Raw genomic sequence first — 26,400 nt, 5'->3', positions numbered from 1 at the left:
ATGGCCGGAGCGGCACGGGCACGCAGGAACGCACCGCCCCGCGAGGACGTCCTGGCCGCCGCCATGGAGATGATCGCCGAGCGCGGTCTGGAGAAGCTCACCATGGCGGGGCTCGGCCGCGAGGTCGGCATGAGCAGCGGCCATCTCCTCTACTACTTCCACTCCAAGGACGAGCTCCTGCTGCGCACCCTGGAGTGGAGCGAGGGGCGGCTCGGCGCCGAGCGGGCCCGGCTGCTGGCCCGCCCCGTTCCCGCCCGCGAGCGCCTCGACGCCTATGTCGACCTGTATGTCCCCGACGGCCACCGCGACCCGCACTGGACGCTCTGGCTGGAGGTCTGGAACCGCTCGCAGAACGCCGACGCGGTCGCCAGGGACCGCCAGTCGGCCATCGAGGGCGCCTGGCACCGCGACCTCGCCGCCCTCCTGGCGGAAGGGATCTCACGGGGCGAGTTCCGGCGGGTGGACCCCGAACGGTTCGCGGCCCGGCTGCGCGCCCTCCTCGACGGCTTCTCCATCCACGTGGCCATCGGACTGCGGGGAACCGGCCGCGAGCAGGTCCTCACGCACGTCCACGAGTTCCTGGACGAAGGACTCCTCCCCGTCCCGTGAGCGCGCGCTGCTCGCATCCTGAGACGCAGGGTGAGCGGACGGACGGTCTGTGCCAGACTGCCGCCGTGCTCTCGTTCGCCACGATTATTGGCAGCAGGCGCGCCGGTCCGCAGTGACCGCTCCGTACGACCAGGTACGAGCGGCCATCGTCGTCCTCGACCCGCGCGCAGACCTCTCGCACCCGCGAGGGGTTTTTCGCTTTTCTGGCCCACCCACAGCCGGGAGCGAGAGCGCGAGGGACCATGGGGGGATGGTGGAGCCGGTCATTCCGGTAACGACCGAGATCCGACACAGGAGCCTTCAGACCATGACCGCAACCAGTGAACCCGACGACTCGTTCCACGTCTTCGACACCACCCTGCGCGACGGCGCGCAGCGTGAGGGCATCAACCTCACCGTCGCCGACAAGCTGGCCATCGCCCGGCACCTGGACGACTTCGGCGTGGGCTTCATCGAGGGCGGCTGGCCCGGCGCCAACCCGCGGGACACCGAGTTCTTCGCCCGCGCCCAGGAGGAGATCGACTTCCGGCACGCCCAGCTCGTCGCCTTCGGCGCCACCCGTCGGGCGGGCGCGAAGGCCGCGGAGGACCCGCAGGTCAGGGCGCTGCTGGAGTCGGGCGCGGGCGTGATCACCCTGGTCGCGAAGTCGCACGACCGGCATGTCGAGCTGGCCCTGCGCACGACGCTGGACGAGAACCTGGCGATGGTGAGCGACACGGTGTCCTTCCTCAAGGCACAGGGCCGCCGGGTCTTCGTCGACTGCGAGCACTTCTTCGACGGCTACCGCGCCAACCCCGAGTACGCGAAGGCGGTGGTCCGGGCCGCCGCCGAGGCGGGGGCGGACGTGGTCGTCCTCTGCGACACCAACGGCGGCATGCTCCCCGCCCAGATCCAGGCGGTCGTCTCCACGGTCCTCGCCGACACCGGCGCCCGGCTCGGCATCCACACCCAGGACGACACCGGCTGCGCGGTCGCCAACACCCTCGCCGCGGTGGACGCCGGCGCCACGCACGTCCAGTGCACGGCGAACGGCTACGGCGAGCGGGTCGGCAACGCGAACCTGTTCCCGGTGGTCGCGGCGCTGGAGCTGAAGTACGGCAAGAAGGTCCTGCCCGAGGGCCGGCTGCGGGAGATGACCCGTATCTCCCACGCGATCGCCGAGGTCGTCAACCTGACGCCGTCCACGCACCAGCCGTACGTCGGGGTCTCGGCCTTCGCGCACAAAGCCGGCCTGCACGCCTCGGCCATCAAGGTCGACCCGGACCTCTACCAGCACATCGACCCCGAGCAGGTCGGCAACACCATGCGGATGCTGGTGTCGGACATGGCCGGACGCGCGTCGATCGAGCTCAAGGGCAAGGAGCTGGGCGTCGATCTGGGCGGCGACCGTGAAGTGGTCGGCCGGGTCGTGGAGCGGGTCAAGGAACGCGAGCTCAAGGGCTACACCTACGAGGCCGCGGACGCCTCCTTCGAGCTGCTGCTGCGCGCCGAGGTCGAGGGCCGGCCGCTGAAGTACTTCGAGGTCGAGTCCTGGCGGGCCATCGTCGAGGACCGCCCCGACGGCACCCACGCCAACGAGGCCACGGTCAAGCTGTGGGCCAAGGGCGAGCGCATCGTGGCGACGGCGGAGGGCAACGGACCGGTCAACGCCCTGGACCGCGCCCTGCGCGTGGCGCTGGAGAAGATCTACCCCCAGCTGGCCAAGCTCGACCTGGTCGACTACAAGGTCCGCATCCTGGAGGGCGTGCACGGCACCCAGTCCACCACCCGCGTCCTCATCTCCACGACCGACGGCACGGGTGAATGGTCCACGGTGGGCGTCGCGGAGAACGTCATCGCCGCGTCCTGGCAGGCCCTGGAGGACGCCTACACGTACGGACTGCTGCGGGCCAAGGTGGAACCGGCCGAGTAGGCGGAGCCCGGCAGGATTCCTCGGCGGGCGCGCCGGCTCGCCGAGGCACTCCACGCGGTCGGCGGCAGGACCCCGCGGCAGGGCCGGCCGGCCCCGGGGAGCAGACCGGCGCGGAGCAGCCGCCGGACGCGAGTGGGTCTCCTCATGGAGCGCCGGCCTTCTGGAGACGGGGGACGGGAAGCGTGTCGAGGCGTGAGTAGATGACGACTTCCGGCCCGCGTCAAGAGGTCGCGCGTTCATCTGTCGAACGGACAACGCCCCTTACCTGGACGGGTGTTGCCGTCGTACCAGTTCCGGCGTGAAGTCTTGACGGCGTGACGGGCCGCCAGTTGACTCACGGTCTGATCTAAGTCATGAGTGGACCACGAGATCAGAGGGACGTTCCATGCGAAGAACCGCCCTGCTCGCCTGCGCCACCCTGCTGACCGCCCTCCTCCCGATGACCACCGCGGCCGGCGCGCCCGGCTCCGACGACCCCGCCCCGGTGCCCGTCGACCGCTTCGAGGGCGAGGTCCCCTTCGCGAGCCCGCCCGCCGGGGGTCTCTTCACCTGGGGCGGCGACACCGACGACCCGCCCGCCCTCCGGCTGGCCGCCCGCGAGGACGCCCCCGAGGGTGACCAGGTCCTCACCGGAACCTACGAGATCAGTGGCTACGGCGGCTTCACCCACGACTTCGCCTTCGCGGAGCCCGCCCACGACTGGTCCGCCCACCGGGGCATCCGGTTCTGGTGGGAGGGCCGCGGCAACGGCAGGAAGATCGCCTTCGAGCTCAAGGACGGCGGGGCCGACGGAGAGGCGTCCGAGCTCTGGACGACGTCCTTCACCGACGACTGGACCGGATGGAAACAGGTGGAGATCCCGTTCACCGACTTCACCTACCGCACGGACTACCAGCCCGTCGGCGGCATCGACCACATCCTCGGCCTGAACGAGACCTGGGGCTACGCCCTCACCCTCCCCGTCGGCGTCAAGGGCGACTTCGCCATGGACGGCGTGGAGCTCTACGGCCGCGCGGACCAGTCGCTGCGCGCCTCCGTCACCACCGACGCCGCCGTGTACCCGGTGAAGGAGGGCGGCACCGCCACGGTGAAGGTCTCCGTCGCCACCACCGGCGCCGCCCCCCTCGACGACCCCGTCACCGTCGCCTACGAGACCGCCGCGACCGGCACCGCCGAGCCCGGCAGGGACTACACCCCGGTCGCCGGCACCGTCACCTTCCCGGCGGGCACTCCCTCCGGCGCCACCCGCACGGTCGCCGTCCGCACCCTCGCGGACAAGCGGGCCGAGTCCGCCGAGACCGTCCCGCTCCGGCTGACGGTCACCGGCGCCAAGGCCCCCGCCGAGACCCCGCAGGTCGTCATCGACGCCCACGGACTGCCCTACCTGAACCCGCGACTGCCCGTGAAGAAGCGGGTCGCCGACCTCGTCTCCCGGATGTCCCTGGAGGAGAAGGCCGGACAGATGACCCAGGCCGAGCGCGGCGCGATCGGCACGGGCGCAGACATCGCCTCGTACAACCTCGGGTCGCTGCTCTCCGGCGGCGGCTCCACCCCGACGCCCAACACCGCCGGGGCCTGGGCGAAGATGATCGACGGCTACCAGCTCCGGGCGCAGGCCACCCGGTTCCAGATCCCGCTGATCTACGGCGTGGACGCGGTGCACGGCCACAACAACCTGGCCGGCGCGACGGTCATGCCCCACAACATCGGCATCGGCGCCACCCGCGACCCGCGACTGGCCGAGCGAACGGGCGCGGTGACCGCGTCCGAGGTCCGGGCCACGGGCGTCCCCTGGGACTTCGCCCCCTGCCTGTGCGTGACCCGCGACGAACGCTGGGGCCGCTCGTACGAGTCCTTCGGCGAGGACCCGGCGCTCGTCGAGTCCATGGAGACGGTCATCCAGGGCCTCCAGGGCGCTCGCGACGGAAGGGACCTGAAGGACGACGACAAGGTGCTGGCCACCGCCAAGCACTTCGTCGGCGACGGCGGCACGGCGTACGGCTCCTCCACCACCGGCAGCTACACGATCGACCAGGGCATCACCAAGGTCACCCGGCAGCAGCTGGAGGCCGTCCACCTCGCCCCGTACCGGACGGCCGTGGACCGGGGCGTCGGATCGGTGATGCCCTCGTACTCGTCGCTCGACATCCTCGGCGACGGCCGGGGCCCGGTGAAGATGCACGCCCGCGCCGACATGATCAACGGTGTGCTGAAGGGCCGGATGGGCTTCGACGGCTTCGTGATCAGCGACTGGAACGCCATCGACCAGCTCCCCGGCGACTACGCCTCCCACGTCCGCACCTCCGTCGACGCGGGCGTCGACATGATGATGGTCCCGTACTCGTACAAGGACTTCACGGCGACCCTGATCGACGAGGCGAAGGCCGGGCGGATCACCGAGCGGCGGGTCGACGACGCCGTGGCGCGCATCCTGACCCAGAAGTTCGGGCTGGGTCTCTTCGAGAAGCCGTACGCCGACACGAGCGGCGCGTCGAGGATCGGCTCGGCCGCGCACCGGGCCGTGGCCCGGCAGGCGGCCGCCGAGTCGCAGGTGCTGCTCAAGAACTCCGGTGGAGTCCTGCCGCTGAGGAAGAACCAGAAGGTGTACGTCGCGGGCTCCAACGCCGACGACCTCGGCAACCAGACCGGCGGCTGGACCATCACCTGGCAGGGCGCCTCCGGCGACATCACGCAGGGCACGACGATCCTGGAGGGAATGAGGAAGGCCGGCGGTGATGTCACCTACTCCAGGGACGCCTCGGCGCCGACGGACGGATACGACGTGGGTGTGGTGGTCGTCGGCGAGACCCCGTACGCCGAGGGCGTCGGTGACGTCGGCAACGGCAACGACCTGGAGCTGACCGCCGCCGACCGGGCGGCCGTCGACAAGGTGTGCGCCGCGATGAGATGCGCGGTGCTGGTCGTCTCGGGCCGGCCCCAGCTGATCGGTGACCGGATCGGCGCCGTCGACGCGCTGGTGGCCTCCTGGCTGCCCGGCACGGAGGGCGACGGCGTGGCCGACGTCCTGTACGGCAGGCGGCCCTTCACCGGACAGCTTCCGGTGACCTGGCCGAGGTCCGAGGCCCAGTTGCCCATCAACGTGGGCGACGCGGTGTACGACCCGCAGTTCCCCTACGGCTGGGGTCTGACGACGCTGACCAGGGTCCCGGAGGGCGGCCTGGCGACCCTGAAGGGGCTGGGGGCCGCGGCGGCGGCGGCCGAGCGGGCCGGTGCCGACGAGGTGGGACGCACGCTCGTGGGGAAGGCCCGGCTGATCGTCCAGCAGAAGATGGGCCGGGCCGTCACGGCGGCGGCCGCGAAGCCCTTCGCCGACGCGGACCACCTGCTCCTGACAGGCCGGTACGGCAAGGCGGTCGAGCGGCTGACGGCGGCGTACCGGGCGGCGCCGTAGCCACAACCGCCCCGGCCGTATGAAAAGGCCTCTTCTGTCGGCTTTGGGGTAGCTTCGAAAGTATGAAGGTCGCTCTATCGGCCCGCAGCTGTGCCGGACCGCTGATCGCACTGGCGCTCGTCGTCCTGACCGCTCTGGCGGTCCTGACGGCGGGCGCCCCGCGCGCGAGTGCGGACACGAGCGTCTCGGCGATCGCCTCGTCCCTGCGCGAGAGCCCCGTGTACGTCGACCCGGAGGCGTCCGGCCAGCTCTCCCCGGCGCAGGCGCACGCGCTCCAGCGGCAGATCGAGAACGCCGGCAAGCCCCTGTTCGTCGCCGTGCTGCCGGCCGGCTACCCCACGGCGGACCTCTTCACGGACCTGCGCACCGCCACCGGCGTCACCGGCCTCTACGCGATCCGCCTCGGTGACCGCTTCGACGCCCGCGCCGACTCCTCCGTCCTGTCCCGCACAGCCGTCCGCAACCTGGTCGCCAGTGTCCGGGGTGAGAGTGACACCAACACCCAGCTGACCGACTTCACGAACCGCGCCCTGGCCAACATGGGCGGCTCGGCCCCCGGGAGCTGGAACTCCTCGAAAGGCGACGACGGAATCTCGTCCAGCGCGCTGATCACGGCGGGTGTGGTGCTGGTCGCCGGCGGCGCGGGCGCGTACACCCTGGTGCGACGGAGCCGCCGGCGGCGGGCGGAGGAGCAGCGGGCCGCCCTCGACCGGCTGCGGGTCGTCGTGGACGAGGACATCACGGCCTTCGGGGAGGAACTCGACCGCCTCGACTTCCACCCGTCCGAACCGGGCGCCGACGACGCCATGCGCGCCGACTACGAACGCTCCCTGGACGCCTACGAGCAGGCGAAGTCGTTCATGGCTGCTGCTGCGAAGCCCGAGGACGTCCGCGCCGTCACCGAGGCTCTCGAGGACGGCCGCTTCTCCCTCGCCCGGCTGGGCGCCCGCCGCACCGGACGGCCGTTGCCCGAGCGCCGTCCGCCGTGCTTCTTCGACCCCCGCCACGGCCCGTCGGTCACCGACGCGACCTGGACGCCACCCGGCGGGGCCACCCGCGAGGTCCCGGTCTGCGCGGCGGACGCGACGCGCCTGGCCGACGGGCGCGACCCCGTGATCCGCGAGGTCGACAGCGACTACGGCCGCCGCCCGTACTGGGAGGCCGGTCCGGCCTACGGTCCCTGGGCGGGCGGCTACTTCGGCGGCGGCATCCTGCCCGGCCTCCTCGTCGGCACGATGCTCGGCGGCATCATGGCCGCCCCGTCCTACGCCTCCGACTACGGCACCGGCTACGGCGACTTCGGCGGGGGCTACGAGGGCGGCGACGTCTCCGGTGCGGACTTCGACCCCGGCGACTTCGGCGGCGGCTTCGGGGGCGGCGGGGGAGGGGACTTCGGCGGGGGCGGCGGCGGTGACTTCGGCGGAGGCTTCTAGAGCCCGTCCCGGTGGCGGCACCGGGGCCGCCACAGGTCTCGGGCCCGGCGCGCGACGGCGCCGGGCCCGAGGACGTCGTACGACGGGAGGTCGTGCGGCGTGGCGGTGTGCGTCAGAGCGAGGCCGCCGCCGAGGCGATGGCCGAGGCGAAGGTGGAGACCTCGGAGTAGACGCCGGGGGCGTTGGCCCGGGCGCAGCCGATGCCCCAGCTCACGATGCCGACCTGGATCCAGGCGTTGTTCGCGTCCCGGCGGAACATCGGGCCGCCCGAGTCGCCCTGGCAGGTGTCGGTGCCGCCGGCCGTGTACCCGGCGCAGATCTCGTCACTGGCGACGAGGCCGCTGTAGCCGCTGTAGGTGCGACAGGTCGCGTCGCTCACGAACGGGACGGTGGCCTTGAGCAGATAGCGCTGCTGGGCGCCGCCCTCGCTGGCCGAGCCCCAGCCGGCGATGGTGAAGGTGCCGGTGTTGTACTGCGTGGTGGTGGCGATCTTCAGAGTGGACTGGGTGGTGATGGGCGAGGCGAGTTTGATGAGCGCCCAGTCCTTGCCGTTGCCGTTGTAGCCGGGGGCCCGGTAGACGTAGGTCGACCTGACCTGGACCCGGCCGCTGGTGTTCTGGAGGTCGACGACGCCGGCCGTGGCCGTGATGCCGGTGTTGGCGCCGGTCCCGCTCACGCAGTGCGCGGCGGTGAGCACGATCTGCTGGGTGTAGAGCGCCCCTCCGCAGCCCATGGAGAGCCGGACCATGAACGGGAACTCGCCCTGCGTGGCCCGGGTGCCGCCGACGACGGGGGAGGGTGCGGCCTGCGCGGACGAGAGGGGCTGGAGGCTCGCTATCGCGAGCGCGGCCGCGCCGACGGCGGCGAATCTCCTGAGCGCGGTGAGGAGCTTCTTCATGGTGCTGCCTTCCGTGGGGGGGTTGGCTTTGACGTGAACATGTCAACATGACGTACGCACCGCAAAGAGATGTCCATGCGCTGGCATGGTCAGGTCAAATCTGTTGCTGGATTATGGGAACCCCGCGAGCCCCCGCACAAGGGGGCCGATTCAGCCATCCGCGCCCGGTCGGCGGCGGGCCCATCCGCCGCCTGTTCGGCGGCCGCGCCGCACAGTGAACCGGTGGCCCCGCTTCCCCCGCCGGAAGCCGGCCGCCGGTTCACCGCATGGGCCGGGTCAGTCCTGGGCCGCCGCCTTGGCGAAGCCCAGCAGTGCCTCGAAGTCGATCGCCCCGGGATCGCCGTGCGTGTTCTCCGGCACGTGCATGTGGCCGCAGATCCCCTTGAACGCGTTCCACCGCTCGGCGCCCATCCGCTGGCCGCCCCCGTTCCCCGCGGACTTCGGGTAGGCGGGCCACAGGGCCGGTCCGCGAAGGGGGACATGGTGGTGGATGTGCATCCAGGCCAGGTACTCGGCAACGGCGCGCAGCGCCCACTCCGGAGCCTTCGGCCAGTAGACGTGGGCCTGGTCGCGGGCCTGCCACTTGGCGTGGATGTCGGGCGCGCAGGTCCCGACGAGCTCCACCTGGCAGACGTTCAGCGTGTTGGTCTCGACCCCGCCGCGCTTGTTCACCAGTGCGCGCGAGGAGACGTCGATCTCGAAGTGCTGGTACCACTTCAGCTTCCGGGCGGCGAAGTCGGGCACCGCCGTCAGGTTGGGCGCGGCGGAGCCGCCCTGGTAGTCGGGCAGCGAGCGCCCTTCGGTGGTGTGCAGGACGACGGCGTTGACCTCCATGCGGTCCCCGCCGAAGTCGTCCTGGTACCAGTGGTCGCGGTTCGAGCCGGGGTAGTGCTGGGGTCCGGTCCTGGTGCTCATGTCTCGCGACTGTGACACGGAACACACCAAGGGGCCGGGAGCTCTCCGCTTCCGACCCCTTTTGGATGCTTTCAGCCCTATGAAGCCGAGCGCTTACGCGTTCTTGATCGCCGAGATGTCGAAGTTCAGCTTGATCTTGTCGGAAACCAGGACGCCGCCCGTCTCCAGCGCCGCGTTCCAGGTCAGGCCCCACGCCGAGCGCAGGATCTCCGCCTTGCCCTCGAAGCCCACGCGCTCGTTGCCGAACGGGTCCTTGGCCGCGCCGTTGAACTCCAGGTCGATGGTGAGCGGCTTGGTGACGCCGAGGATGGTCAGATCGCCGGTGATCCGGTAGTCGTCGCCGCCGAGCGCCTGCACCGAGGTGGAGCGGAAGGTCATCGTCGGGAACTCGTCCGTCTTGAAGAAGTCGGCGGTCTTCAGGTGGCCGTCACGGTCGGCGGACCCGGTGTCGATGCTGTCCATGGTGACGTCGATCGAGGCGCTGGACTTCGACGGGTCGGTGCCGTCCAGGTGCAGCGAGCCGGTGAAGTCGTTGAACTTGCCCTTGACGTTGGTGACCATGGCGTGGCGCGCGACGAAGCCGAACGTCGAGTGCGAGGGGTCGATCGTGTAGTCGCCGGTCAGGGCGGCGAGCTCGGGGCTGACGGGGGCGTCGGCGGCGACGGTGGCGGTCTCGTCGGTGCTCTTGCGGCCGAAGATGCTCATGGTGTGCTCCTTGGGGACGGGAGATCGATGATGTTTAATCTTCAACGAGGATGACAGTAGACCTATTCCGTTCAATGTTCAACATCTTCGGTTGTCTCGCCGGGCCGCAGGGTGATCCTGGGGCGGGGCCGCCGTCCGGGCTCTCCGTTTCACCCCCGTGGGGCATGTGCCGGCCCGGAATGTGAGCCGGGTCTCAGCCCTGCCGTTTGTGCGACCCCTACAAGCCCCAGGGCCTCTGAGCAGTCGGAACGGCTGCATGCCCGAACCGTTCTGTTCAGGGCTACCAGGAAAACGCGCCGGAGACTGTACGGAGTCGACGTCCCTCTTTCCTTGGTGGGCTTCGTAAGGTCGCTACATGACCGTTTTGGAAGAGACGACCGGCGAGCCGACCACGGAGCCTGCGGAGCCCACGGACGCGCGGGGCCGCGTGGCCGAGCTGCACCAGATCCGTGCCCAGGCGCTGGCCGGCCCGAGCGAGAAGGCGACCCAGGCGCAGCACGCCAAGGGCAAGCTGACCGCCCGGGAGCGGATCGAGCTGCTCCTCGACCCGGGATCCTTCCAGGAGGTCGAGCAGCTGCGCCGGCACCGGGCGACCGGCTTCGGCCTGGAGGCCAAGAAGCCGTTCACCGACGGTGTGATCACCGGCTGGGGCACGGTGGAGGGCCGTACGGTCTTCGTGTACGCGCACGACTTCCGGATCTTCGGCGGCGCGCTGGGCGAGGCCCACGCCACCAAGATCCACAAGATCATGGACATGGCCATCGCGGCCGGCGCCCCGCTGGTGTCGCTCAACGACGGCGCGGGCGCCCGTATCCAGGAGGGCGTCTCCGCCCTCGCCGGCTACGGCGGCATCTTCCAGCGCAACACCCGGGCGAGCGGGGTGATCCCGCAGATCTCGGTCATGCTGGGCCCCTGTGCGGGCGGCGCGGCCTACAGCCCCGCCCTCACCGACTTCGTCTTCATGGTCCGCGAGACCTCGCAGATGTTCATCACCGGGCCGGACGTGGTCAAGGCCGTCACCGGCGAGGAGATCACCCAGAACGGCCTCGGCGGCGCCGATGTGCACGCCGAGACCTCCGGCGTCTGTCACTTCGCCTACGACGACGAGGAGACCTGCATCGCGGAGGTGCGCTACCTCCTCTCGATGCTCCCGCAGAACAACCGTGAGAACCCCCCGCGCACCGAGTCCGGCGACCCGGCCGACCGTCGCGGCGACGTCCTGCTCGACCTGGTCCCGGCGGACGGCAACCGTCCGTACGACATGACCAAGGTGATCGAGGAGATCGTCGACGACGGCGAGTACCTGGAGGTCCACGAGCGCTGGGCCCGCAACATCATCTGCGCCCTGGCCCGGCTCGACGGCCAGGTCGTGGGCATCGTGGCCAACCAGCCGCAGGCGCTCGCCGGCGTCCTGGACATCGAGGCTTCGGAAAAAGCTGCGCGCTTTGTCCAGATGTGTGACGCTTTTAACATCCCGATCGTCACTTTCCTCGACGTCCCCGGGTTCCTCCCGGGCGTCGACCAGGAGCACGGCGGAATCATCCGGCACGGCGCGAAGCTGCTCTACGCCTACTGCAACGCGACCGTGCCGCGGATCTCGCTGATCCTGCGCAAGGCCTACGGAGGTGCGTACATCGTCATGGACAGCCAGTCCATCGGTGCCGACCTCACCTACGCCTGGCCGACGAACGAGATCGCCGTGATGGGCGCCGAAGGTGCCGCCAACGTCATCTTCCGGCGCCAGATCGCAGAGGCCGAGGACCCCGAGGCCATGCGGGCACGCATGGTCAAGGAGTACAAGTCCGAGCTGATGCACCCCTACTACGCGGCCGAACGCGGCCTGGTCGACGACGTCATCGACCCCGCCGAGACCCGCGAGATCCTCATCAGGTCGCTGGCCATGCTCCAGTCGAAGCACGCGGACCTGCCCTCCCGCAAGCACGGCAACCCCCCGCAGTAACCCGGCAGATCCACCACGGGTAACCCACTGGATCCCCTGCGGAAACCTCATCCACGGAGACTTGCACCCATGAACGCTCCCGACATCCGCGTCGAGAAGGGCCACGCCGAGCCCGAGGAAGTCGCCGCCATCACGGCGGTGCTCCTGGCCCGCGCTGCCGCCCAGTCGTCCCCGACCGAAACCCACCGAGGCCGCCACAAGGCCGGCTGGCGCCGCCTGGAGCGCGAGGGCGGCTTCCGCGCCCCGCACAGCTGGCACTAGGCGCTGCGCCCGGCCGCAGCAACACCGAGAAGGGCCCCTCTGCACCAGAGGGGCCCTTCGTCGTCCGTGCGTCGAGGGCGTGGCCCGCCCGAGAGGCCGACGGACGCCGTCCGGGGTCCCGCCCCCGCGGCGGAGCCCGCGGACGGCCACCCCTGAAACAGGTGGGCGGCCCCTCCCGAGCCGGGAGGGGCCGCCCGCGTGTCACTCCTTCGGCCTACCGCAGGCGCGCCATCAGCGCGTGCTCCACCAGGGTGATGAGCGCCGACTTGGCGTCCGCACGGTGCCGCGCGTCCGTCGTGATGATCGGGGTGTCCGGTCCGATCTGGAGCGCCTCGCGCACCTCGTCCGGGTTGTACGGCTGGTTGCCGTCGAAGCCGTTGAGAGCGATCACGAACGGCAGACCGCTGTTCTCGAAGTAGTCGACCGCCGGGAAGCAGTCGGCGAGACGGCGGGTGTCGACCAGCACGATCGCGCCGATCGCACCGCGCACCAGGTCGTCCCACATGAACCAGAAGCGGTCCTGGCCGGGCGTGCCGAACAGGTACAGGATCAGGTCCTGGTCCAGGGTGATACGGCCGAAGTCCATGGCGACCGTCGTGGTCGTCTTGTCCCCGGTGTGGGTGAGGTCGTCGATGCCCGCCGACGCGGACGTCATGACGGCCTCGGTGCGCAGCGGATTGATCTCCGAAACAGCCCCGACGAACGTGGTCTTGCCCACGCCGAAGCCGCCCGCCACCACGATCTTCGCGGAAGTGGTGGAGCGGGAGGGACCCCCGCTAGAGCTTGCGAAGTCCACTGAGCACCCTTTCGAGCAGTGTCACGTCTGGCTGGCCGCCGGCGTTCTCGTCGCCGCCGGGCTGATGGATCGCGACCAGTCCCGCCTCCGCCAAGTCGGCGACGAGGATCCTGGCCACGCCGAGAGGGATGGTCAGCAGTGCCGAGATCTCGGCGACCGACTTGATCTCTCGGCAGAGGTTGCAGATCCGCTGATGCTCGGGCAGCTGGCCCTGCATCTGGTGCGGCTGCGCAGTGGTGTGCACCAGCGCCTCGATGGCGAGCTGGTAACGCGGGCGGGTCCGGCCACCGGTCATGGCGTACGGACGCACCAGCGGGTTGTTCGAAGCCCCGGCGGGCGCCGGCTCCGGGGTGCGGCGATGCGGCTGCACGGGCTGGATGCGCGGGGCCGAAGGCTGGTCGTACGGCGACGGCCCGGGGCCCTGCGGACCCTGGGGCGTGTACGGCCGCTGCTGGCTGGGCGCGGAGGGGAAGTTGTAACGGTTCGGGTTCTGGGAACCGTCGCCGTGGCCCTGGGCAGGGCCGTACGACCAGTTACCCGAATTCGAACCGCCTGGGGGTGTTGCCACTCTCTCTCCTCCTCCGACTGCGCCTGGCACCCGTCACGTGGAAACCGCGTCCCGAAACCCTACGGCCTCGGGACGCCAAAACGCACCGTCCGTCTGTTAGTTGAGAAGGCTTCCTTGGAGCTCCGCACGGAGATCGGGGGTCAGGACCGAACCGGCCCGGTCCACCAGAAGCGCCATCTCGTACCCAATGAGACCGATGTCCGCCTCCGGATGAGCGAGAACCGCGAGCGACGAACCGTCGGAGATGGACATGAGGAAGAGGAATCCCCGCTCCATCTCCACAACCGTCTGATTCACGCTGCCGCCCTCGAAGATCCGGGAGGCGCCCGCCGTCAGGGACGTCAGACCGGAGGCGACGGCCGCGAGCTGGTCGGCCCGGTCACGGGGGAAGCCTTCGGACATCGCCAGAAGGAGTCCGTCGGCGGAGACCACCACCGTGTGGGACACCCCCGGGGTGTTGTCCACGAAGTTGGTGATCACCCAGTTCAGGTTCTGTGCCGCCTGGCTCATCGGGCTCACACTAACGCTCCTGGTTGTAGGTGCTGTCAGGACCGAAGCCCTGGCCGTTCGTTTCACTGCTGCCTGCGCTGCGTCCGCGCTGGACGCCCTTGCGCAGGTTGCTCAGCCTGCCTCGGACGTCCTCCGGGGCGCGGGAGACCTGAGGGCCTCCCTGGGGGGTGCTCTCGGCGGCGCCCTCGATCAGATTGGCCTTGGGCACCCGCCGCGGCAGACCGGAGGAGGTGACCCCGCCCGCCTTGGGCTTCTTCAGAGCGGAGGCCTGCTGCCAGCGCTCGTCGTTCGCCGAGCGCCAGATGTCGCCGCCGCCCTTGTTCTCCGCGGGGGAGGACGCCGCTTCCTGCTTCGCGGGCCGCGCGCCGTTGGCGCCGGATCCGCGACGGGGAAGACCTGCGTCGGTCAGCGCGTGAGAGGCGGAAGGAGTCGGCCCCGGACGGTCGAAGCCTACGCGGTTCTGCTCAGCCGCGTCAGCGGCCTGCGCGGATTCCGCTTCCGGAGCGTACTGGTCCGGGTAGCCGTTCCGGTAACCGTTCGTGTGGCTGTTCTGCTGAGGCCAGTCGTCCTGGTAGGACTGCTGCTCCTGGTACGGCTGGAAGCCCTCGGACCCGTTGGCGGGGGCCGCCGTCCGGTCCTCCTGGACGGGCTCCGCATACGCGGGGTCCGGGTAACCGCCGTTCGACGAGAAGCCCTCGTTCTGGGGCAGCCCGCCGTTCGCGGAGAACGACTCGCCCTGCGGACGGCCGCCGTTCGCAGAGAACGACTCACCCTGCGGACGGCCGCCGTTCGACTGGAAGTACTGATCGTCGTACGCCGGGCGCTGCTGCTCCCCGTACGCCGTCTGCTGGTCGTACGCCGCGGGCTGCTCGGCGTACCCGGTCGCACCGCTGTCGTAGCCGCCCACGGCGCCCTGCTGGGCGGGGTCGTAGCCGTTCTGGCCGGCGTCGTACGGCTGCTGGTGCTGGGGGGCGTCGAAGCCCTCGCCGAACGCGGACGCCTCGGCGGGCTGCTGCTGACCCGGCTGACCGGGCTGGCCCGACTGGGACTCCAGGGCGGCACGGCGTTCCTCGCGCATCAGCGAGCGGCCCACCGGGTCCAGGTCACGGATGTCGTCGGGGACCTCGTACTGACTGTCGTCGAAGCCGAGTTCCGCCGCGGTACGCATCGGCAGACCGTTGTTGAAGTCCTCACCGGCGCCGTAGTTCTGCTCCGGGATGATCTGCGAGACCGTGAACTCGTCGCGCTCCGGCTGCTGCTGCTCGCCGCCGCCACCGTGGGTGATGGCGTCCGGCAGCATGACCAGCGAGGTGGTGCCGGCCTGCTCGCCCGAGGGGCGCAGCTGGACGCGGATACCGTGCCGGTCCGACAGCCGGCCGACCACGAACAGGCCCATGCGCTGCGAGATCGCGGCGTCCACTGTCGGCGGGTTGGCCAGCTTGTGGTTGATGTCCGCGAAGTCCTCGGCGGTGAGGCCGATGCCCTTGTCGTGGATCTCGATCATGACCCGGCCGTCGGGAAGACGGGTGGCCGTGACCCGCACCTTGGTCTGCGGGGAGGAGAACGTCGTGGCGTTCTCCAGCAGCTCGGCGAGCAGGTGCACGAGGTCGGTCACGGCACGGCCGTGGATCTCGGCCTCGGGAACGCCGGACAGCTCGATGCGCTCGTACTGCTCCACCTCGGAGGAGGCGGCGCGCAGGACGTCGACCAGGGGGACCGGCTGGTCCCAGCGGCGGCCGGGCTCCTCGCCGGCGAGCACCAGGAGGTTCTCGCCGTTGCGGCGCATACGGGTGGCGAGGTGGTCCAGGCGGAAGAGGTTCTCCAGCTGGTCCGGGTCGGCCTCGTTGTTCTCCAGGTCGGTGATCAGGGTCAGCTGGCCCTCGATCAGCGACTGGTTGCGGCGCGACAGGTTGGTGAAGATCGCGTTGATGTTGCCCCGCAGCAGAGCCTGCTCGGCGGCCAGCCGGACGGCCTCGCGGTGGACCTGGTCGAAGGCGCGGGCGACCTCGCCGATCTCGTCCCTCGTGTTGATGGGGATCGGCTGGACCCGGGTGTCGACCCGGCCGGGGTCGGTGCGCGAGAGCTGGTCGACCAGCATCGGCAGGCGCTGCTCGGCGATGCCGAAGGCGGCGTTGCGCAGCTGGCGCATGGCCTGGCTCATCTGGCGGGCCATGAGACTGGCGACGATGAACGCCGCGAGCAGGGCGATGATGACGATCGCGCCGTTGATGATGGCGTCGCGCTGGGCGTCGGAGGCGATCTGCCCCGCGTCGGTGACCGCGCGGTCGATGAGTTCGCTCTCGACCTGGCTGTAGCCCTCGAACTTCAGCGTCGCGGCGGACATCCACGCCTGCGCGGTGATGCCCTGCTTGGCGAGTTGGGCGGGGTCACGCCCGCTGCCGATCGCCTGGATCATCTTGTCCATGGCGGGCGGCGGGATGAACTCCTGTCCGGCGGCTTCGGCCTTGGCCTGGGCGTCGGCGGCCTGCTTCGTGCCCTCTGCGGTCTTCTCCTTCATGACCTGGACGAGCCGCGCGGCATCGTCGACGGTGCCACCGGAGACGTACTCCTGCTGGGCGACGCCCTCGAGGTACGCGTACGAGGTGAAGGCGGTGAGCTGCTGCCGGTAGACCGTCTCGTCGGGGCTGGGCCGGACGAGCAGGTGCATACCGATCGCGCGCTGGAGGGACTCGGCGCCCTTGGCCAGGGCGACCGCGTAGACGGTACGGCCGTAGGCGGTGATGTTGCCGGTGCCGAGGCCGAGCTCGTTGGAGAACTCCATGAGCAGGTGCTCGACGGCGACGTAGCCCTCTTCGGTCTTCACCGGGTCCAGGGCCTTGGTGTAGGCGGCCGCGCGGATCTTGGTGAGGGTCGGCTCGGCCTCCTCCACCAGCTTCAGCCTGCGCTGGAGGCCTTCCTTGTCCGGCATCCCGACGACTTCGTCGTGGAAGGCGGTGGCCTTGGCGTCGGTGGCGGCGCGAGCCGTCTTGACGACCGGGTCGTCCTTCTTGTCCTGGAGCAGCGGCTGGGCGGTGACGTCCCGCTCGTTGAGGAGGGCCTCGGCGTACTCGCCGGCGGCGGCCACGATCTTCGCCACCTTCTCGGCGTCGCGGGCCTCCTGCCAGGTGTCGATCGAGTTCTTCACCTGGAAGCCGCCCATGACCAGGCCGACCACCACGGGTATGAGCAGGATCGCGTTCAGCCTGGTCGGCACCCGCCAGTTGCGCGGGGAGAGACGGCCACCGCTCTTCGCGGGTGCGGCCGCCGGCTCCGAACCGGGCACAGGGGCGGGCGCCGCTCCGCGCGGCGGCGGGGTGAAGTTGCCCCGGGCCGCCGGCTCGGGACTTTGCTTGCTTCGCCTCACTCGACCAACAACCTCTCGGCGGTCGGCACCTTCGTCGTGCCGCAGTGTCTCAGAGCCCGGTCAGCCATCGACCATCAGTACGTCATTGACTATTGGGCAGTTCAGGCATTCCAGCATGACGACCAGCGCTCCTCCAAACATGGGAAAGAGCTGGTTCGACGTGATGTAAGCCCCACGTAAAACGGTCAAAAAGAACGAGCCCCGCCAAAAGGCGGGGCCTTCGTGCGCACAGTGAGACCAAGTGACCGCGACGCGTTGCGGTACCACCCGATTCCACTGCCGAAACGTTATGAACACCGGAGCCGACCGTGTCAAAGGCCACAGCCGGCTCCGAAGCGTCTACGACAACTGTCGTACGGCACAGAATCCTTGAAAGTTACCGCAGCCGCGCCATGAGCGCGTGCTCGACCAGCGTGATCAGCGCGCTCTTGGCGTCCGAGCGGTGCCGGGCATCCGTCGTGATGATCGGGGTGTCCGGTCCGATCTGGAGCGCCTCGCGCACCTCTTCGGGCTGGTAGGGCTGCGAGCCGTCGAAGCCGTTCAGGGCCACGACGAACGGCAGACCGCTGTTCTCGAAGTAGTCGACCGCCGGGAAGCAGTCGGCGAGACGACGGGTGTCGACCAGCACGATCGCGCCGATCGCACCGCGCACCAGGTCGTCCCACATGAACCAGAAGCGGTCCTGGCCGGGCGTGCCGAACAGGTACAGGATCAGGTCCTGGTCCAGGGTGATACGGCCGAAGTCCATGGCCACCGTGGTGGTGGTCTTGTCCCCGGTGTGGGTGAGGTCGTCGATGCCCGCCGACGCGGACGTCATGACGGCCTCCGTGCGCAGCGGGTTGATCTCGGAGACGGCGCCCACGAACGTGGTCTTGCCCACGCCGAAGCCCCCCGCCACCACGATCTTCGCGGAGGTGGTTGCCCGCCCTCCGTCAGAGCTTGCGAAGTCCACTGAGCACCCTTTCGAGCAGCGTCACGTCCGGAGCGCCACCGTTGTTCTCGTCGCCGCCCGGCTGGTGGATGGCCACCAGTCCGGCCTCGGCGAGGTCCGCGACCAGGATCCGCGCCACCCCCAGCGGCATGGCCAGGAGCGCCGATACCTCCGCGACCGACTTGACCTCACGGCACAGATGGCAGATGCGCTGGTGCTCCGGGAGCAGCCCCATGAGCGCTGCCGGGTCGGCCGTGGTGCTGATCAGCGCCTCGATGGCGAGCTGATAGCGCGGCCGGGTCCGGCCACCGGTCATCGCATACGGACGCACCAGCGGCTGGTCGCCCTCATCCCCGTACGGCTCCGCGTACGGATCATGATGGGCGGTGGGCGGGGTCATGGATCCTCCGGGCGGGACAGCAGATTCGCGGTCAGTCGTGCCGTCCGTCGAGGCCGGTGGGGGGATTGTGTCGGCCGGACGGTGATTTCGTGAGGCGGGTAGTGCCGGGGCGGGTCAGTGGAGCAGACTGCCCTGGAGCTCGGCGCGCAGATCAGGTGTGAGGACCGCGCCCGCGCGGTCGACGAGGAGGGTCATCTCGTAGCCGACGAGGCCGATGTCGCACTCGGGGTGCGCGAGAACGGCGAGCGACGAGCCGTCCGAGACGGACATGAGGAAGAGGAATCCTCGCTCCATCTCGACGACGGTCTGGGCCACGCTGCCGCCTTCGAAGATCCGGGAGGCGCCGGCCGTCAGCGAGGTGAGACCCGACGCGACGGCCGCCAGCTGGTCGGCACGGTCACGCGGGAAACCCTCGGACATGGCGAGCAGGAGCCCGTCGGCGGACACGACAACGGTGTGGGACACCCCGGGGGTGTTGTCCACGAAGTTGGTGATCAACCAGTTCAGGTTCTGTGCCGCCTGGCTCATCTGACTCAACTAACGCTCCTGCTGGTGAGTGGGGCTCGGGAAACTGCCGGTCTGACCGTTGCCGGCCTGACGACCCTGCGCGATGCCCCGACGAAGATTGGTCAGTCGGCCGCGTACGTCGTCAGGCGCACGCGAGACCTGCGGACCGGGTTGGTGCTGTTGCTGCTGAGCCGTGCCCGGGACGAGGTTCGCCCTGGGCACCCGGCGCGGCAGGCCGGACGTGGTGACGCCGCCCGCGGCCGGCTGCCTGACCCGCTCGGCCTGCCGGACGAGTTCGTCGTTCGGCGAGGTGCGCCAGGAGGCATTCGCGGCTGCGGAACGCTGGGGGGCAGCCGGTGTCTGCGGCTGCTGGTGCTGCTGAGGAGCCGGTGCCGCAGCCGCGTCGCCCGCCTGCTGACCGTGGAACCAGTTGGTCTCCAGCGTGTCGTACAGCGGCGTGCGCCCGTCACCGGGACCCGAGGCCGGCGGGAGTGCCCAGCCGTCGCCCGGTCCCCGTCCCTCGTCGGCACGCTGCCCGGCGCCCCGGCCTGCCTGCTCCGCACGCCCGGCGGGGCGCGGCGGAACCGGAGGCTGCGACGGGGCGCCGTAGGCACCCGTCTGCGGAGCGGGGAACTGGCCGGTGGCCGAGGGGTCCTGGCGGCCGGGCAGCGAGTGCTGACCGGTCGAGGAGGAGTCGAAGCCGGGCACGGCGAACTGGCCGGTGGAACCGTTGTCGTACGCCTGCGGGGCGAACTGGTTCGGGACCGCCGGAGCGTTCTGCCCGCCCGGGGCGCCGAAGACGTCGGACCGGGTGAAGCCGTTGTCGTCCTGCTGGCCACTGGTGCCGGGACGCTGGAACCGGCCGGTGTCCTGGCCTCCGTCGACGTCCGCCCGGGGGGTGCCCACGGCCGGGAACCGGCCCGTGTTCTGCACACCGTTCGCGACGGGACGGCCGAAGTCGGCGGGACCCGCCGGGCCCTGCCGGTCGTCGATCCGCGGGACGGCCGGTATCTCGGAAGTGGCGGCGGGACCCTGGCGGTCGTCGATGCGCGGCATGCGCGACGTCTGGGCGACGTCCGGCTCCTCGTGACCGCGCGGGGCGTCCAGCGGGCTGCGCCCGACCGGCGGCTGGGCGTTCTCGTCACCCCAGCTGGTCACGCGCGGCTGCCCGTTGCCGCCGGGCAGCTCGGCGCGCGCACCACCGCGCGGCGGCAGCTGAGGCTGACGGCCCCGGCCGCCCTGCTCGGCCTTGTTGCCCCGCTGCGGCGGACGTCCGCCGAACATGTCCGTGCCCTGCGAACCCGTACCGGCCGCCTGGAGGCCCTGCGGTGCGCCGGGCGCCTGGCCGCCGAAGCCGGTGCCCGCGCCGGCCGGGGCCGGTCGGCCCTGCTGGGGGGAGGCGGGAGGCTGCTGCGGCCCGCGCGGCGGCTGACCACCGGGACGGCCACCGCCGTCACGGCCGGGCAGCGCGGCCCGGGGACCCTGGCCCGCCGCGAGGCGGCCACCGGACCCGGGACCGGCGCCCAGGGCACCGCCCTGCGAGCCGTTCTGCGAGCCGTTCTGCGAGCCGTTCTGGCGACGGGCGGCGGCGACGCCGGCGGCGGCCTGCGCGGCGGCGGGACCGCCCGCGACGCTGCCCTGACCGGGCTTGGGCTGGGGCTTCTTGCCGCCCTGGGCGACGTCCACGGGCAGCATGACCAGCGCGGTCGTGCCGCCGGAGTCGGAGGGGCGCAGCTGGATGCGGATGCCGTGGCGTTGCGACAGACGACCGACCACGAACAGACCCATGCGCCGGGAGACCGACACGTCCACGGTGGGCGGCGAGGCGAGCCGCTCGTTGATCGCGGCGAGGTCCTCGGGGGAGAGGCCGATGCCGGTGTCGTGGATCTCGATCAGGACGCGGCCGTCGGGCAGCGCGTGACCGGTGACCTTGACCTTGGTCTGCGGAGAGGAGAACGAGGTGGCGTTCTCGAGCAGCTCGGCGAGGAGGTGCACGAGGTCGTTGACGACCCGGCCGGCCACTTCGGTGGTCGGCACGGAGGCCAGTTCGATGCGCTCGTACTGCTCCACCTCGGAGGCGGCGGCGCGCAGCACGTCGACCAGCGGGACCGGACGGGTCCAGCGGCGGCCGGGCTCCTCACCCGCGAGGACGAGGAGGTTCTCACCGTTACGGCGCATGCGGGTCGCGAGGTGGTCGAGCTTGAAGAGCGAGGACAGCTGGTCCGGGTCGGCCTCGCGGGACTCCAGTTCGGAGATGAGCGAGAGCTGACGCTGGATGAGGCCCTGGGAGCGGCGCGAGAGGTTGGTGAACATCGCGTTGACGTTGCCCCGCAGGAGGGCCTGCTCGGCGGCGAGGCGGACGGCCTCGCGGTGCACGTCGTCGAAGGCCGCGGCCACCTGGCCGATCTCGTCCCGGGAGTGCACACCGACCGACTCCACGGACGTGTCGACGTCCTGCGGGTCGGACTCGGACAGCTGCTTGACCAGCTCGGGCAGGCGGTCCTGGGCGACCTTGGTGGCGGTCTCCTGGAGGCGGCGCAGCGAACGGATCATGGACCGGGCGACGACGAACGCGCCGACCAGCGAGACACCGAGCACGAGCAGGATGAGCGCACCGGAGATGATCGCTTCGCGCTCCGACTCGGCGCGCAGCTGACGCGCCTTCTGCTCCATGTCCTCGAGCAGCGTGAGCTCGATGTTGTTCATCTGCTTGATCTTGGTCGAGCTGGCGTCGATCCAGTCCTGGTACGACTGCTTGTCCAGCGACTTCAGACCGTTCGCGGAGCTGAGCGCCCGGTTGGCGAAGGTGTCGGCGTCCTCGATGACCGGGTTGCCCGTGTCGACGGGCGCCAGCAGTTCCTCGGCGCCGCTGTCGCCGTAGATGCTGCGGAAACTCGCGAGCTCGGAGTCCTCGTTCTCGAGCGCGGCCTCGGCGTACTGCCGGTCGTTCTCGGCGAGGGTGCCGTAGACGTTGCTGCTCGCCGGCAGCGCCGCCGCGAGCACGGCGCGCTGGACGGAGGCGTACTCCTTGGCGGAGGAGAAGGCGGCCAGCGCACGCGTGCGCTGGATCATCTCCGGGTTGCTCGTGGCCTGCGCCATGTCCTGGGAGAGGTCGAGCAGGCTGGTGATGAGGCGGTGGTAGGCCTCCACCGTCTGGGTGGAGTTGTTCTTCTCCGCGTAGGCCGTGGTGCGGACCTTGGCGAGGTTGCCCAGGTCGCTCAGCAGGCCGACGAGGCTGTCGCGGACGCCCTGGAGGTTGCCGTCGGCGGTGGCGCCGTCGATCTCCTCCGACGCGTCCTGGAAGGCGCTCAGCGCGCGGTCCGTCTTCTGGCGGAAGCCGACGATGCCCGGCTCGTTCGCCTTGACGCCGTGCGCCAGCGGGCCGGCCGAACGGTCGCGCTCGTCCTGGAGCGCGACGGCGAGGTCGGTGGCCTGCTTGGTCATGTCCGTCAGCAGCTTCATGTTGTCGAGCTGCTGGATGTCGTCCATCGACTGGTTGATGCGCAGCGCGCCCAGCGTGGTGGCCGCGACCACCGGCAGGGTCAGCAGCGCCACCAGACGCGTGGAGATGCGCCAGTTGCGCAGCGCCACACGGGGACCGGGCCCGGTGGGGCCGGCCGGCGGCTTCTTAGGAGTCGGGGGAGCAGAACTCGACGACGCGGACACGCCGGGACGCCCGGGGCGCTCACCGCCGTCACCGGTCGGAGCCTGGCCCGGGTTCTGGGCGTGCTGGGGCGAGGAGCCGACTGCCATCGGGCCAGTCCCGCCGTGCGGCTCCGGCTCGGCCGAAGCGCTGCCATCCCTCTTGAAACGTCCCTGCACTAGCGTCGCAACCTCTGGACCAGGCGCCCCTCCGCGAACGGAAGGACGGTGTCGGCGTGTTGAGGGGCGCCCTGAATACGCCCCCTCGTCGTCGTGAGCACCGGCGCTGGCTCCCCCTGATCTCGCCGCCACCAGGCGCTCCTGAGCGCCCTCTGTGCGCCGGCTCGAACCCGCGGCGGTCCGAGGAATTCCAGCACAGTGCAGAATCTCGAACAAGGCCCGTTGGCCAGGCTGTGACAAGCGTGACACCACGTGAGGGTCGTGTCACGCGATGTAGAAAGTCCACCCGCATAAGGCGGACATAAGTGTGTGAAGCGGTGGCGGCCGGACGGTGTCCCAGTCGCCATGATCAGGAGCGGAATGGGGGCTTCAGGTGCCTGATGTCCGTTTCTTACCAGTCTCCCGAAGGGCTGGAATGACCGTTTTGCCCATGGATTCGTGAGCAAACTCACACGCTGATCATGCGACCTTCACGCGTTCACCGGGAATCGCGTGTTTAGCCTGACGCTTTACAGGGATGGCACATCCGACAAACCGCGCCCGAGTGGAGGCCCTTGAGGGCTTCCCGGACGCCCGGACACGACAGGGTCACGTACAACTGTGAAGACGACGACGATGTTCCACAAGATCGCCAACCCGCGGCGCACGACCCTGGCGCACCTCAAGGACGCCGACGAACTCCAGCTCCCGGAGCAGCAGGAGCACTCCGTCGAACTCCCCACCCAGACCGCCAATCCCAAGCGCACCATCCTCATGGAGGCGCCGGTCGCCGCCTCCGTCGCCGAGTAGATCTTCAAGCGGAGATACGGGCATCGGCCGCCGAATACTCAAAGCGGCCACCCCGGATGTCAAGGGCGTCCCCGGCCGGGGACGCCCTTCCGCGTTAGCCTGAGGCATCACACTCCAGCCAGCTCAGTCAAGGGGCCGATCAACCCGTGCGCATCGCCAGGTTCTCCATCGACGGGAACGTCGCCTTCGGCGCGGTCGAGGGCGACAAGCCGGACGAGCTCGTCCTCGACATCATCAAGGGCATCCCGTTCACGGACTTCGAGCTCTCCGGCACCAAGGTGCCGCTGAGCAAGGTCCGCCTGCTCCCGCCCGTCCTGCCCAACAAGGTCGTGGCCTTCGGCCGCAACTACGCCGAGCACGCGCGCGAACTGGGCAACGAGGTGCCGGACGCCCCGTTCGCCTTCTTCAAGCCGTCCACCTCGGTGATCGGACCCGGCGACGCCATCCAGTACCCGGCCTTCTCCGAGGAGGTCCACCACGAGGCCGAACTCGCCGTGGTCATCGGCCGGCTGTGCCGCGAGGTCCCGCGCGAGCGCGTCAAGGACGTGATCTTCGGCTACACCTGCGCGAACGACGTCACCGCCCGCGACGTCCAGAAGCGCGAGAAGCAATGGGCCCGGGCCAAGGGATTCGACACCTCCTGCCCGCTGGGCCCCTGGGTGGAGACCGGCCTGGACCTGAAGACCGCGAGCGACCTCACGGTCCAGGCGACGGTCAACGGACAGCAGCGGCAGCTCGGCCGCACCAGCGAGATGATCCACTCGATCGAGGATCTGATCGTCAACATCACCGAGGCCATGACGCTGCTCCCCGGCGACGTGATCCTCACGGGCACCCCGGCAGGGGTGGGCCCCCTGGCTGTCGGCGACGAGGTCGCCGTCACCATCGAAGGCATCGGCACTCTCACCAACAAGGTTGTCAAGCGTGGCTAGCGCACCCGGCTCTCCCTCCCCCAAGTCCTCGACTTCGCTCGGACAGGGGGTACCCCCACGCGTCCGTTTCTGTCCCTCGCCCACCGGTAACCCCCACGTGGGCCTGGTCCGCACCGCCCTGTTCAACTGGGCGTTCGCCAAGCACCACCAGGGCACGCTGGTCTTCCGCATCGAGGACACCGACGCCGCCCGCGACTCCGAGGAGTCCTACGACCAGCTGCTGGACTCGCTGCGCTGGCTGGGCTTCGACTGGGACGAGGGCCCCGAGGTCGGCGGCCCGCACGCGCCGTACCGCCAGTCGCAGCGGATGGACCTCTACGCCGACGTCGCCCGCAAGCTCCTCGACGCCGGCCACGCCTACCACTGCTACTGCTCCCAGGAGGAGCTGGACACCCGCCGCGACGCCGCCCGCGCCGCCGGCCGGCCCTCCGGCTACGACGGCCACTGCCGCGACCTCACCGAGGAGCAGGTGGCGGAGTACAAGGCCCAGGGCCGCACCCCGATCGTCCGTTTCCGGATGCCCGACGAGACGATCACGTTCACGGACCTGGTCCGAGGCGAGCTGACGTTCACCGCCGAGAACGTGCCGGACTTCGGCATCGTCCGCGCGAACGGCGCCCCGCTGTACACCCTGGTCAACCCGGTGGACGACGCGCTGATGGAGATCACGCACGTCCTGCGCGGTGAGGACCTGCTCTCCTCCACCCCCCGCCAGATCGCCCTGTACAAGGCGCTGACCGAACTGGGCATCGCCCAGGGGACCCCGCGCTTCGGCCACCTGCCGTACGTGATGGGCGAGGGCAACAAGAAGCTGTCGAAGCGGGACCCGGAGTCCTCGCTCAACCTCTACCGCGAGCGCGGCTTCCTCCCCGAGGGACTGCTCAACTACCTCTCGCTGCTCGGCTGGTCGCTCTCGGCCGACCAGGACATCTTCACGATGGACGAGATGACCGCGGCCTTCGAGATCGGGGACGTCAACCCCAACCCGGCGCGCTTCGACCTGAAGAAGTGCGAGGCGATCAACGCCGACCACATCCGCCTGCTGGACGTGAAGGACTTCACGGAGCGCTGCGCGCCCTGGCTGAAGGCCCCCTACGCCCCCTGGTCCCCGGAGGACTTCGACGCGGCCAGGTGGGAGGCGATCGCCCCGCACGCCCAGACCCGTCTGAAGGTGCTGTCGGAGATCACCGACAACGTCGACTTCCTCTTCCTCCCCGAGCCGGTCTTCGACGAGGCGAGCTGGACGAAGGCGATGAAGGAGGGCAGCGACGCGCTGCTCACGACGGCCCGCGAGAAGCTGGCGGCCGCCGACTGGACCTCGTCCGAGTCCCTCAAGGAGGCCGTCCTGGCCGCCGGTGAGGTGCATGGGCTCAAGCTCGGCAAGGCCCAGGCCCCGGTCCGCGTCGCCGTCACCGGCCGCACGGTCGGCCTGCCGCTCTTCGAGTCCCTGGAGGTCCTGGGCAAGGAGAAGACGCTGGCCCGCATCGACGCGGCCCTCGCGAGGCTCGCGGCGTAAGCCGGGACACACGTGAGGGGCGGCACCGGGATCCCGGGTGCCGCCCCTCACGCGTTCACCCCGGGCCGCGTCGCTGTCATCGACCGGACAGACGGACTCGTCGAGGATCTCCAGCACGACGACCACCGTGACGGCCCCCGCGACCACGTACTCCACCCGC

Annotated in this window: 20 protein-coding genes; 9 read left to right on the top strand and 11 right to left on the bottom strand. The window is 70.3% G+C overall.

The window, feature by feature from the left end; translation table 11 throughout:
- From OHS71_RS13085 to OHS71_RS13070, 4 genes are all read left to right on the top strand, one after another.
- Entirely contained in the window at positions 1-609 is a 609-nt protein-coding gene (locus tag OHS71_RS13085; RefSeq protein ID WP_328479556.1) for a TetR/AcrR family transcriptional regulator, read from the top strand.
- Between the two features lie 307 nt (positions 610-916).
- A complete protein-coding gene (gene cimA, locus OHS71_RS13080; RefSeq protein ID WP_328479555.1) occupies positions 917-2,521 on the top strand; it encodes a citramalate synthase in 1,605 nt (534 codons plus the stop codon).
- Positions 2,522-2,906: 385 nt separating this feature from the next.
- On the top strand, positions 2,907-5,933 hold the full coding sequence (locus OHS71_RS13075) for a glycoside hydrolase family 3 protein (RefSeq protein WP_328479554.1): 3,027 nt from the start codon (positions 2,907-2,909) through the stop codon (positions 5,931-5,933).
- A 62-nt stretch (positions 5,934-5,995) separates the two neighbouring features.
- Complete coding sequence (locus OHS71_RS13070) at positions 5,996-7,366, top strand: hypothetical protein (RefSeq protein WP_328479553.1); 1,371 nt, start codon at positions 5,996-5,998, stop codon at positions 7,364-7,366.
- Between the two features lie 112 nt (positions 7,367-7,478).
- On the opposite strand, the gene OHS71_RS13065 is transcribed toward OHS71_RS13070, so the two are convergent.
- From OHS71_RS13065 to OHS71_RS13055, 3 genes are all read right to left on the bottom strand, one after another.
- On the bottom strand, positions 7,479-8,264 hold the full coding sequence (locus OHS71_RS13065) for a S1 family peptidase (protein ID WP_328479552.1): 786 nt from the start codon (positions 8,262-8,264) through the stop codon (positions 7,479-7,481).
- Positions 8,265-8,540: 276 nt separating this feature from the next.
- Positions 8,541-9,179 (bottom strand): hypothetical protein, encoded by a 639-nt coding sequence (locus OHS71_RS13060; RefSeq protein ID WP_328479551.1) that lies wholly within the window; start codon positions 9,177-9,179, stop codon positions 8,541-8,543.
- Between the two features lie 93 nt (positions 9,180-9,272).
- On the bottom strand, positions 9,273-9,884 hold the full coding sequence (locus OHS71_RS13055) for a YceI family protein (protein WP_328479550.1): 612 nt from the start codon (positions 9,882-9,884) through the stop codon (positions 9,273-9,275).
- Positions 9,885-10,239: 355 nt separating this feature from the next.
- Between OHS71_RS13055 and OHS71_RS13050 the strand changes: the two genes are divergently transcribed.
- Together OHS71_RS13050 and OHS71_RS13045 are read left to right on the top strand one after the other, a co-directional pair.
- A complete protein-coding gene (locus OHS71_RS13050) occupies positions 10,240-11,844 on the top strand; it encodes an acyl-CoA carboxylase subunit beta (protein WP_328479549.1) in 1,605 nt (534 codons plus the stop codon).
- 69 nt (positions 11,845-11,913) lie between these two features.
- Complete coding sequence (locus OHS71_RS13045) at positions 11,914-12,105, top strand: acyl-CoA carboxylase subunit epsilon (RefSeq protein WP_328479548.1); 192 nt, start codon at positions 11,914-11,916, stop codon at positions 12,103-12,105.
- 214 nt (positions 12,106-12,319) lie between these two features.
- On the opposite strand, the gene OHS71_RS13040 is transcribed toward OHS71_RS13045, so the two are convergent.
- The 8 genes from OHS71_RS13040 to OHS71_RS13005 form a co-directional block, all read right to left on the bottom strand.
- A complete protein-coding gene (locus OHS71_RS13040; RefSeq protein ID WP_026248371.1) occupies positions 12,320-12,901 on the bottom strand; it encodes a GTP-binding protein in 582 nt (193 codons plus the stop codon).
- Positions 12,882-13,469 (bottom strand): DUF742 domain-containing protein, encoded by a 588-nt coding sequence (locus OHS71_RS13035; protein ID WP_328479547.1) that lies wholly within the window; start codon positions 13,467-13,469, stop codon positions 12,882-12,884. Before OHS71_RS13035 ends, OHS71_RS13040 begins: the two co-directional genes overlap by 20 nt.
- Before the next feature lie 96 nt (positions 13,470-13,565).
- A complete protein-coding gene (locus tag OHS71_RS13030) occupies positions 13,566-13,979 on the bottom strand; it encodes a roadblock/LC7 domain-containing protein (protein ID WP_037737006.1) in 414 nt (137 codons plus the stop codon).
- Positions 13,980-13,989: 10 nt separating this feature from the next.
- Entirely contained in the window at positions 13,990-17,343 is a 3,354-nt protein-coding gene (locus tag OHS71_RS13025; RefSeq protein WP_328479546.1) for a sensor histidine kinase, read from the bottom strand.
- A 376-nt stretch (positions 17,344-17,719) separates the two neighbouring features.
- Positions 17,720-18,295: a GTP-binding protein gene (locus tag OHS71_RS13020; RefSeq protein WP_054239771.1), complete on the bottom strand. Its 576-nt coding sequence runs from the start codon at positions 18,293-18,295 to the stop codon at positions 17,720-17,722.
- Positions 18,276-18,674 (bottom strand): DUF742 domain-containing protein, encoded by a 399-nt coding sequence (locus tag OHS71_RS13015; protein WP_009190816.1) that lies wholly within the window; start codon positions 18,672-18,674, stop codon positions 18,276-18,278. The genes OHS71_RS13020 and OHS71_RS13015 overlap by 20 nt, the downstream gene beginning before the upstream one ends.
- Positions 18,675-18,788: 114 nt before the next feature.
- Positions 18,789-19,202, bottom strand: coding sequence for a roadblock/LC7 domain-containing protein (locus OHS71_RS13010; protein ID WP_020128762.1), 414 nt, complete (start codon positions 19,200-19,202; stop codon positions 18,789-18,791).
- A 9-nt stretch (positions 19,203-19,211) separates the two neighbouring features.
- On the bottom strand, positions 19,212-23,003 hold the full coding sequence (locus tag OHS71_RS13005) for a nitrate- and nitrite sensing domain-containing protein (RefSeq protein ID WP_328479545.1): 3,792 nt from the start codon (positions 23,001-23,003) through the stop codon (positions 19,212-19,214).
- Positions 23,004-23,603: 600 nt separating this feature from the next.
- Here OHS71_RS13005 and OHS71_RS13000 point away from each other — a divergent pair.
- The 3 genes from OHS71_RS13000 (at position 23,604) to gltX (ending at position 26,240) form a co-directional block, all read left to right on the top strand.
- A complete protein-coding gene (locus OHS71_RS13000) occupies positions 23,604-23,792 on the top strand; it encodes a hypothetical protein (RefSeq protein WP_328484819.1) in 189 nt (62 codons plus the stop codon).
- Positions 23,793-23,938: 146 nt separating this feature from the next.
- The gene (locus tag OHS71_RS12995; protein WP_328479544.1) at positions 23,939-24,724 is read left to right on the top strand and encodes a fumarylacetoacetate hydrolase family protein; all 786 of its coding nucleotides are present in this window, start codon (positions 23,939-23,941) and stop codon (positions 24,722-24,724) included.
- The gene (gltX, locus tag OHS71_RS12990) at positions 24,717-26,240 is read left to right on the top strand and encodes a glutamate--tRNA ligase (RefSeq protein ID WP_328479543.1); all 1,524 of its coding nucleotides are present in this window, start codon (positions 24,717-24,719) and stop codon (positions 26,238-26,240) included. The genes OHS71_RS12995 and gltX overlap by 8 nt, the downstream gene beginning before the upstream one ends.
- The last annotated feature ends 160 nt before the right edge of the window (positions 26,241-26,400 follow it).

The organism is Streptomyces sp. NBC_00377 (assembly GCF_036075115.1).
Lineage (GTDB): Bacteria > Actinomycetota > Actinomycetes > Streptomycetales > Streptomycetaceae > Streptomyces.
The sequence above is the reverse complement of the archived record's forward strand: the minus strand, read 5'-3'. Positions and strand labels throughout refer to the sequence as shown.

Coding starts and splice junctions, on each gene's coding strand:
- OHS71_RS13060 (WP_328479551.1), bottom strand. CDS start 9,179: ATGAGCACCAGGACCGGACCCCAGCACTACCCCGGCTCGAACCGCGAC.
- OHS71_RS13085 (WP_328479556.1), top strand. CDS start 1: ATGGCCGGAGCGGCACGGGCACGCAGGAACGCACCGCCCCGCGAGGAC.
- OHS71_RS13015 (WP_009190816.1), bottom strand. CDS start 18,674: ATGACCCCGCCCACCGCCCATCATGATCCGTACGCGGAGCCGTACGGG.
- OHS71_RS13070 (WP_328479553.1), top strand. CDS start 5,996: ATGAAGGTCGCTCTATCGGCCCGCAGCTGTGCCGGACCGCTGATCGCA.
- OHS71_RS13075 (WP_328479554.1), top strand. CDS start 2,907: ATGCGAAGAACCGCCCTGCTCGCCTGCGCCACCCTGCTGACCGCCCTC.
- OHS71_RS13010 (WP_020128762.1), bottom strand. CDS start 19,202: ATGAGCCAGGCGGCACAGAACCTGAACTGGTTGATCACCAACTTCGTG.
- OHS71_RS13030 (WP_037737006.1), bottom strand. CDS start 13,979: ATGAGCCAGGCGGCACAGAACCTGAACTGGGTGATCACCAACTTCGTG.
- OHS71_RS13045 (WP_328479548.1), top strand. CDS start 11,914: ATGAACGCTCCCGACATCCGCGTCGAGAAGGGCCACGCCGAGCCCGAG.
- OHS71_RS13065 (WP_328479552.1), bottom strand. CDS start 8,264: ATGAAGAAGCTCCTCACCGCGCTCAGGAGATTCGCCGCCGTCGGCGCG.
- cimA (WP_328479555.1), top strand. CDS start 917: ATGACCGCAACCAGTGAACCCGACGACTCGTTCCACGTCTTCGACACC.
- OHS71_RS13050 (WP_328479549.1), top strand. CDS start 10,240: ATGACCGTTTTGGAAGAGACGACCGGCGAGCCGACCACGGAGCCTGCG.
- OHS71_RS13055 (WP_328479550.1), bottom strand. CDS start 9,884: ATGAGCATCTTCGGCCGCAAGAGCACCGACGAGACCGCCACCGTCGCC.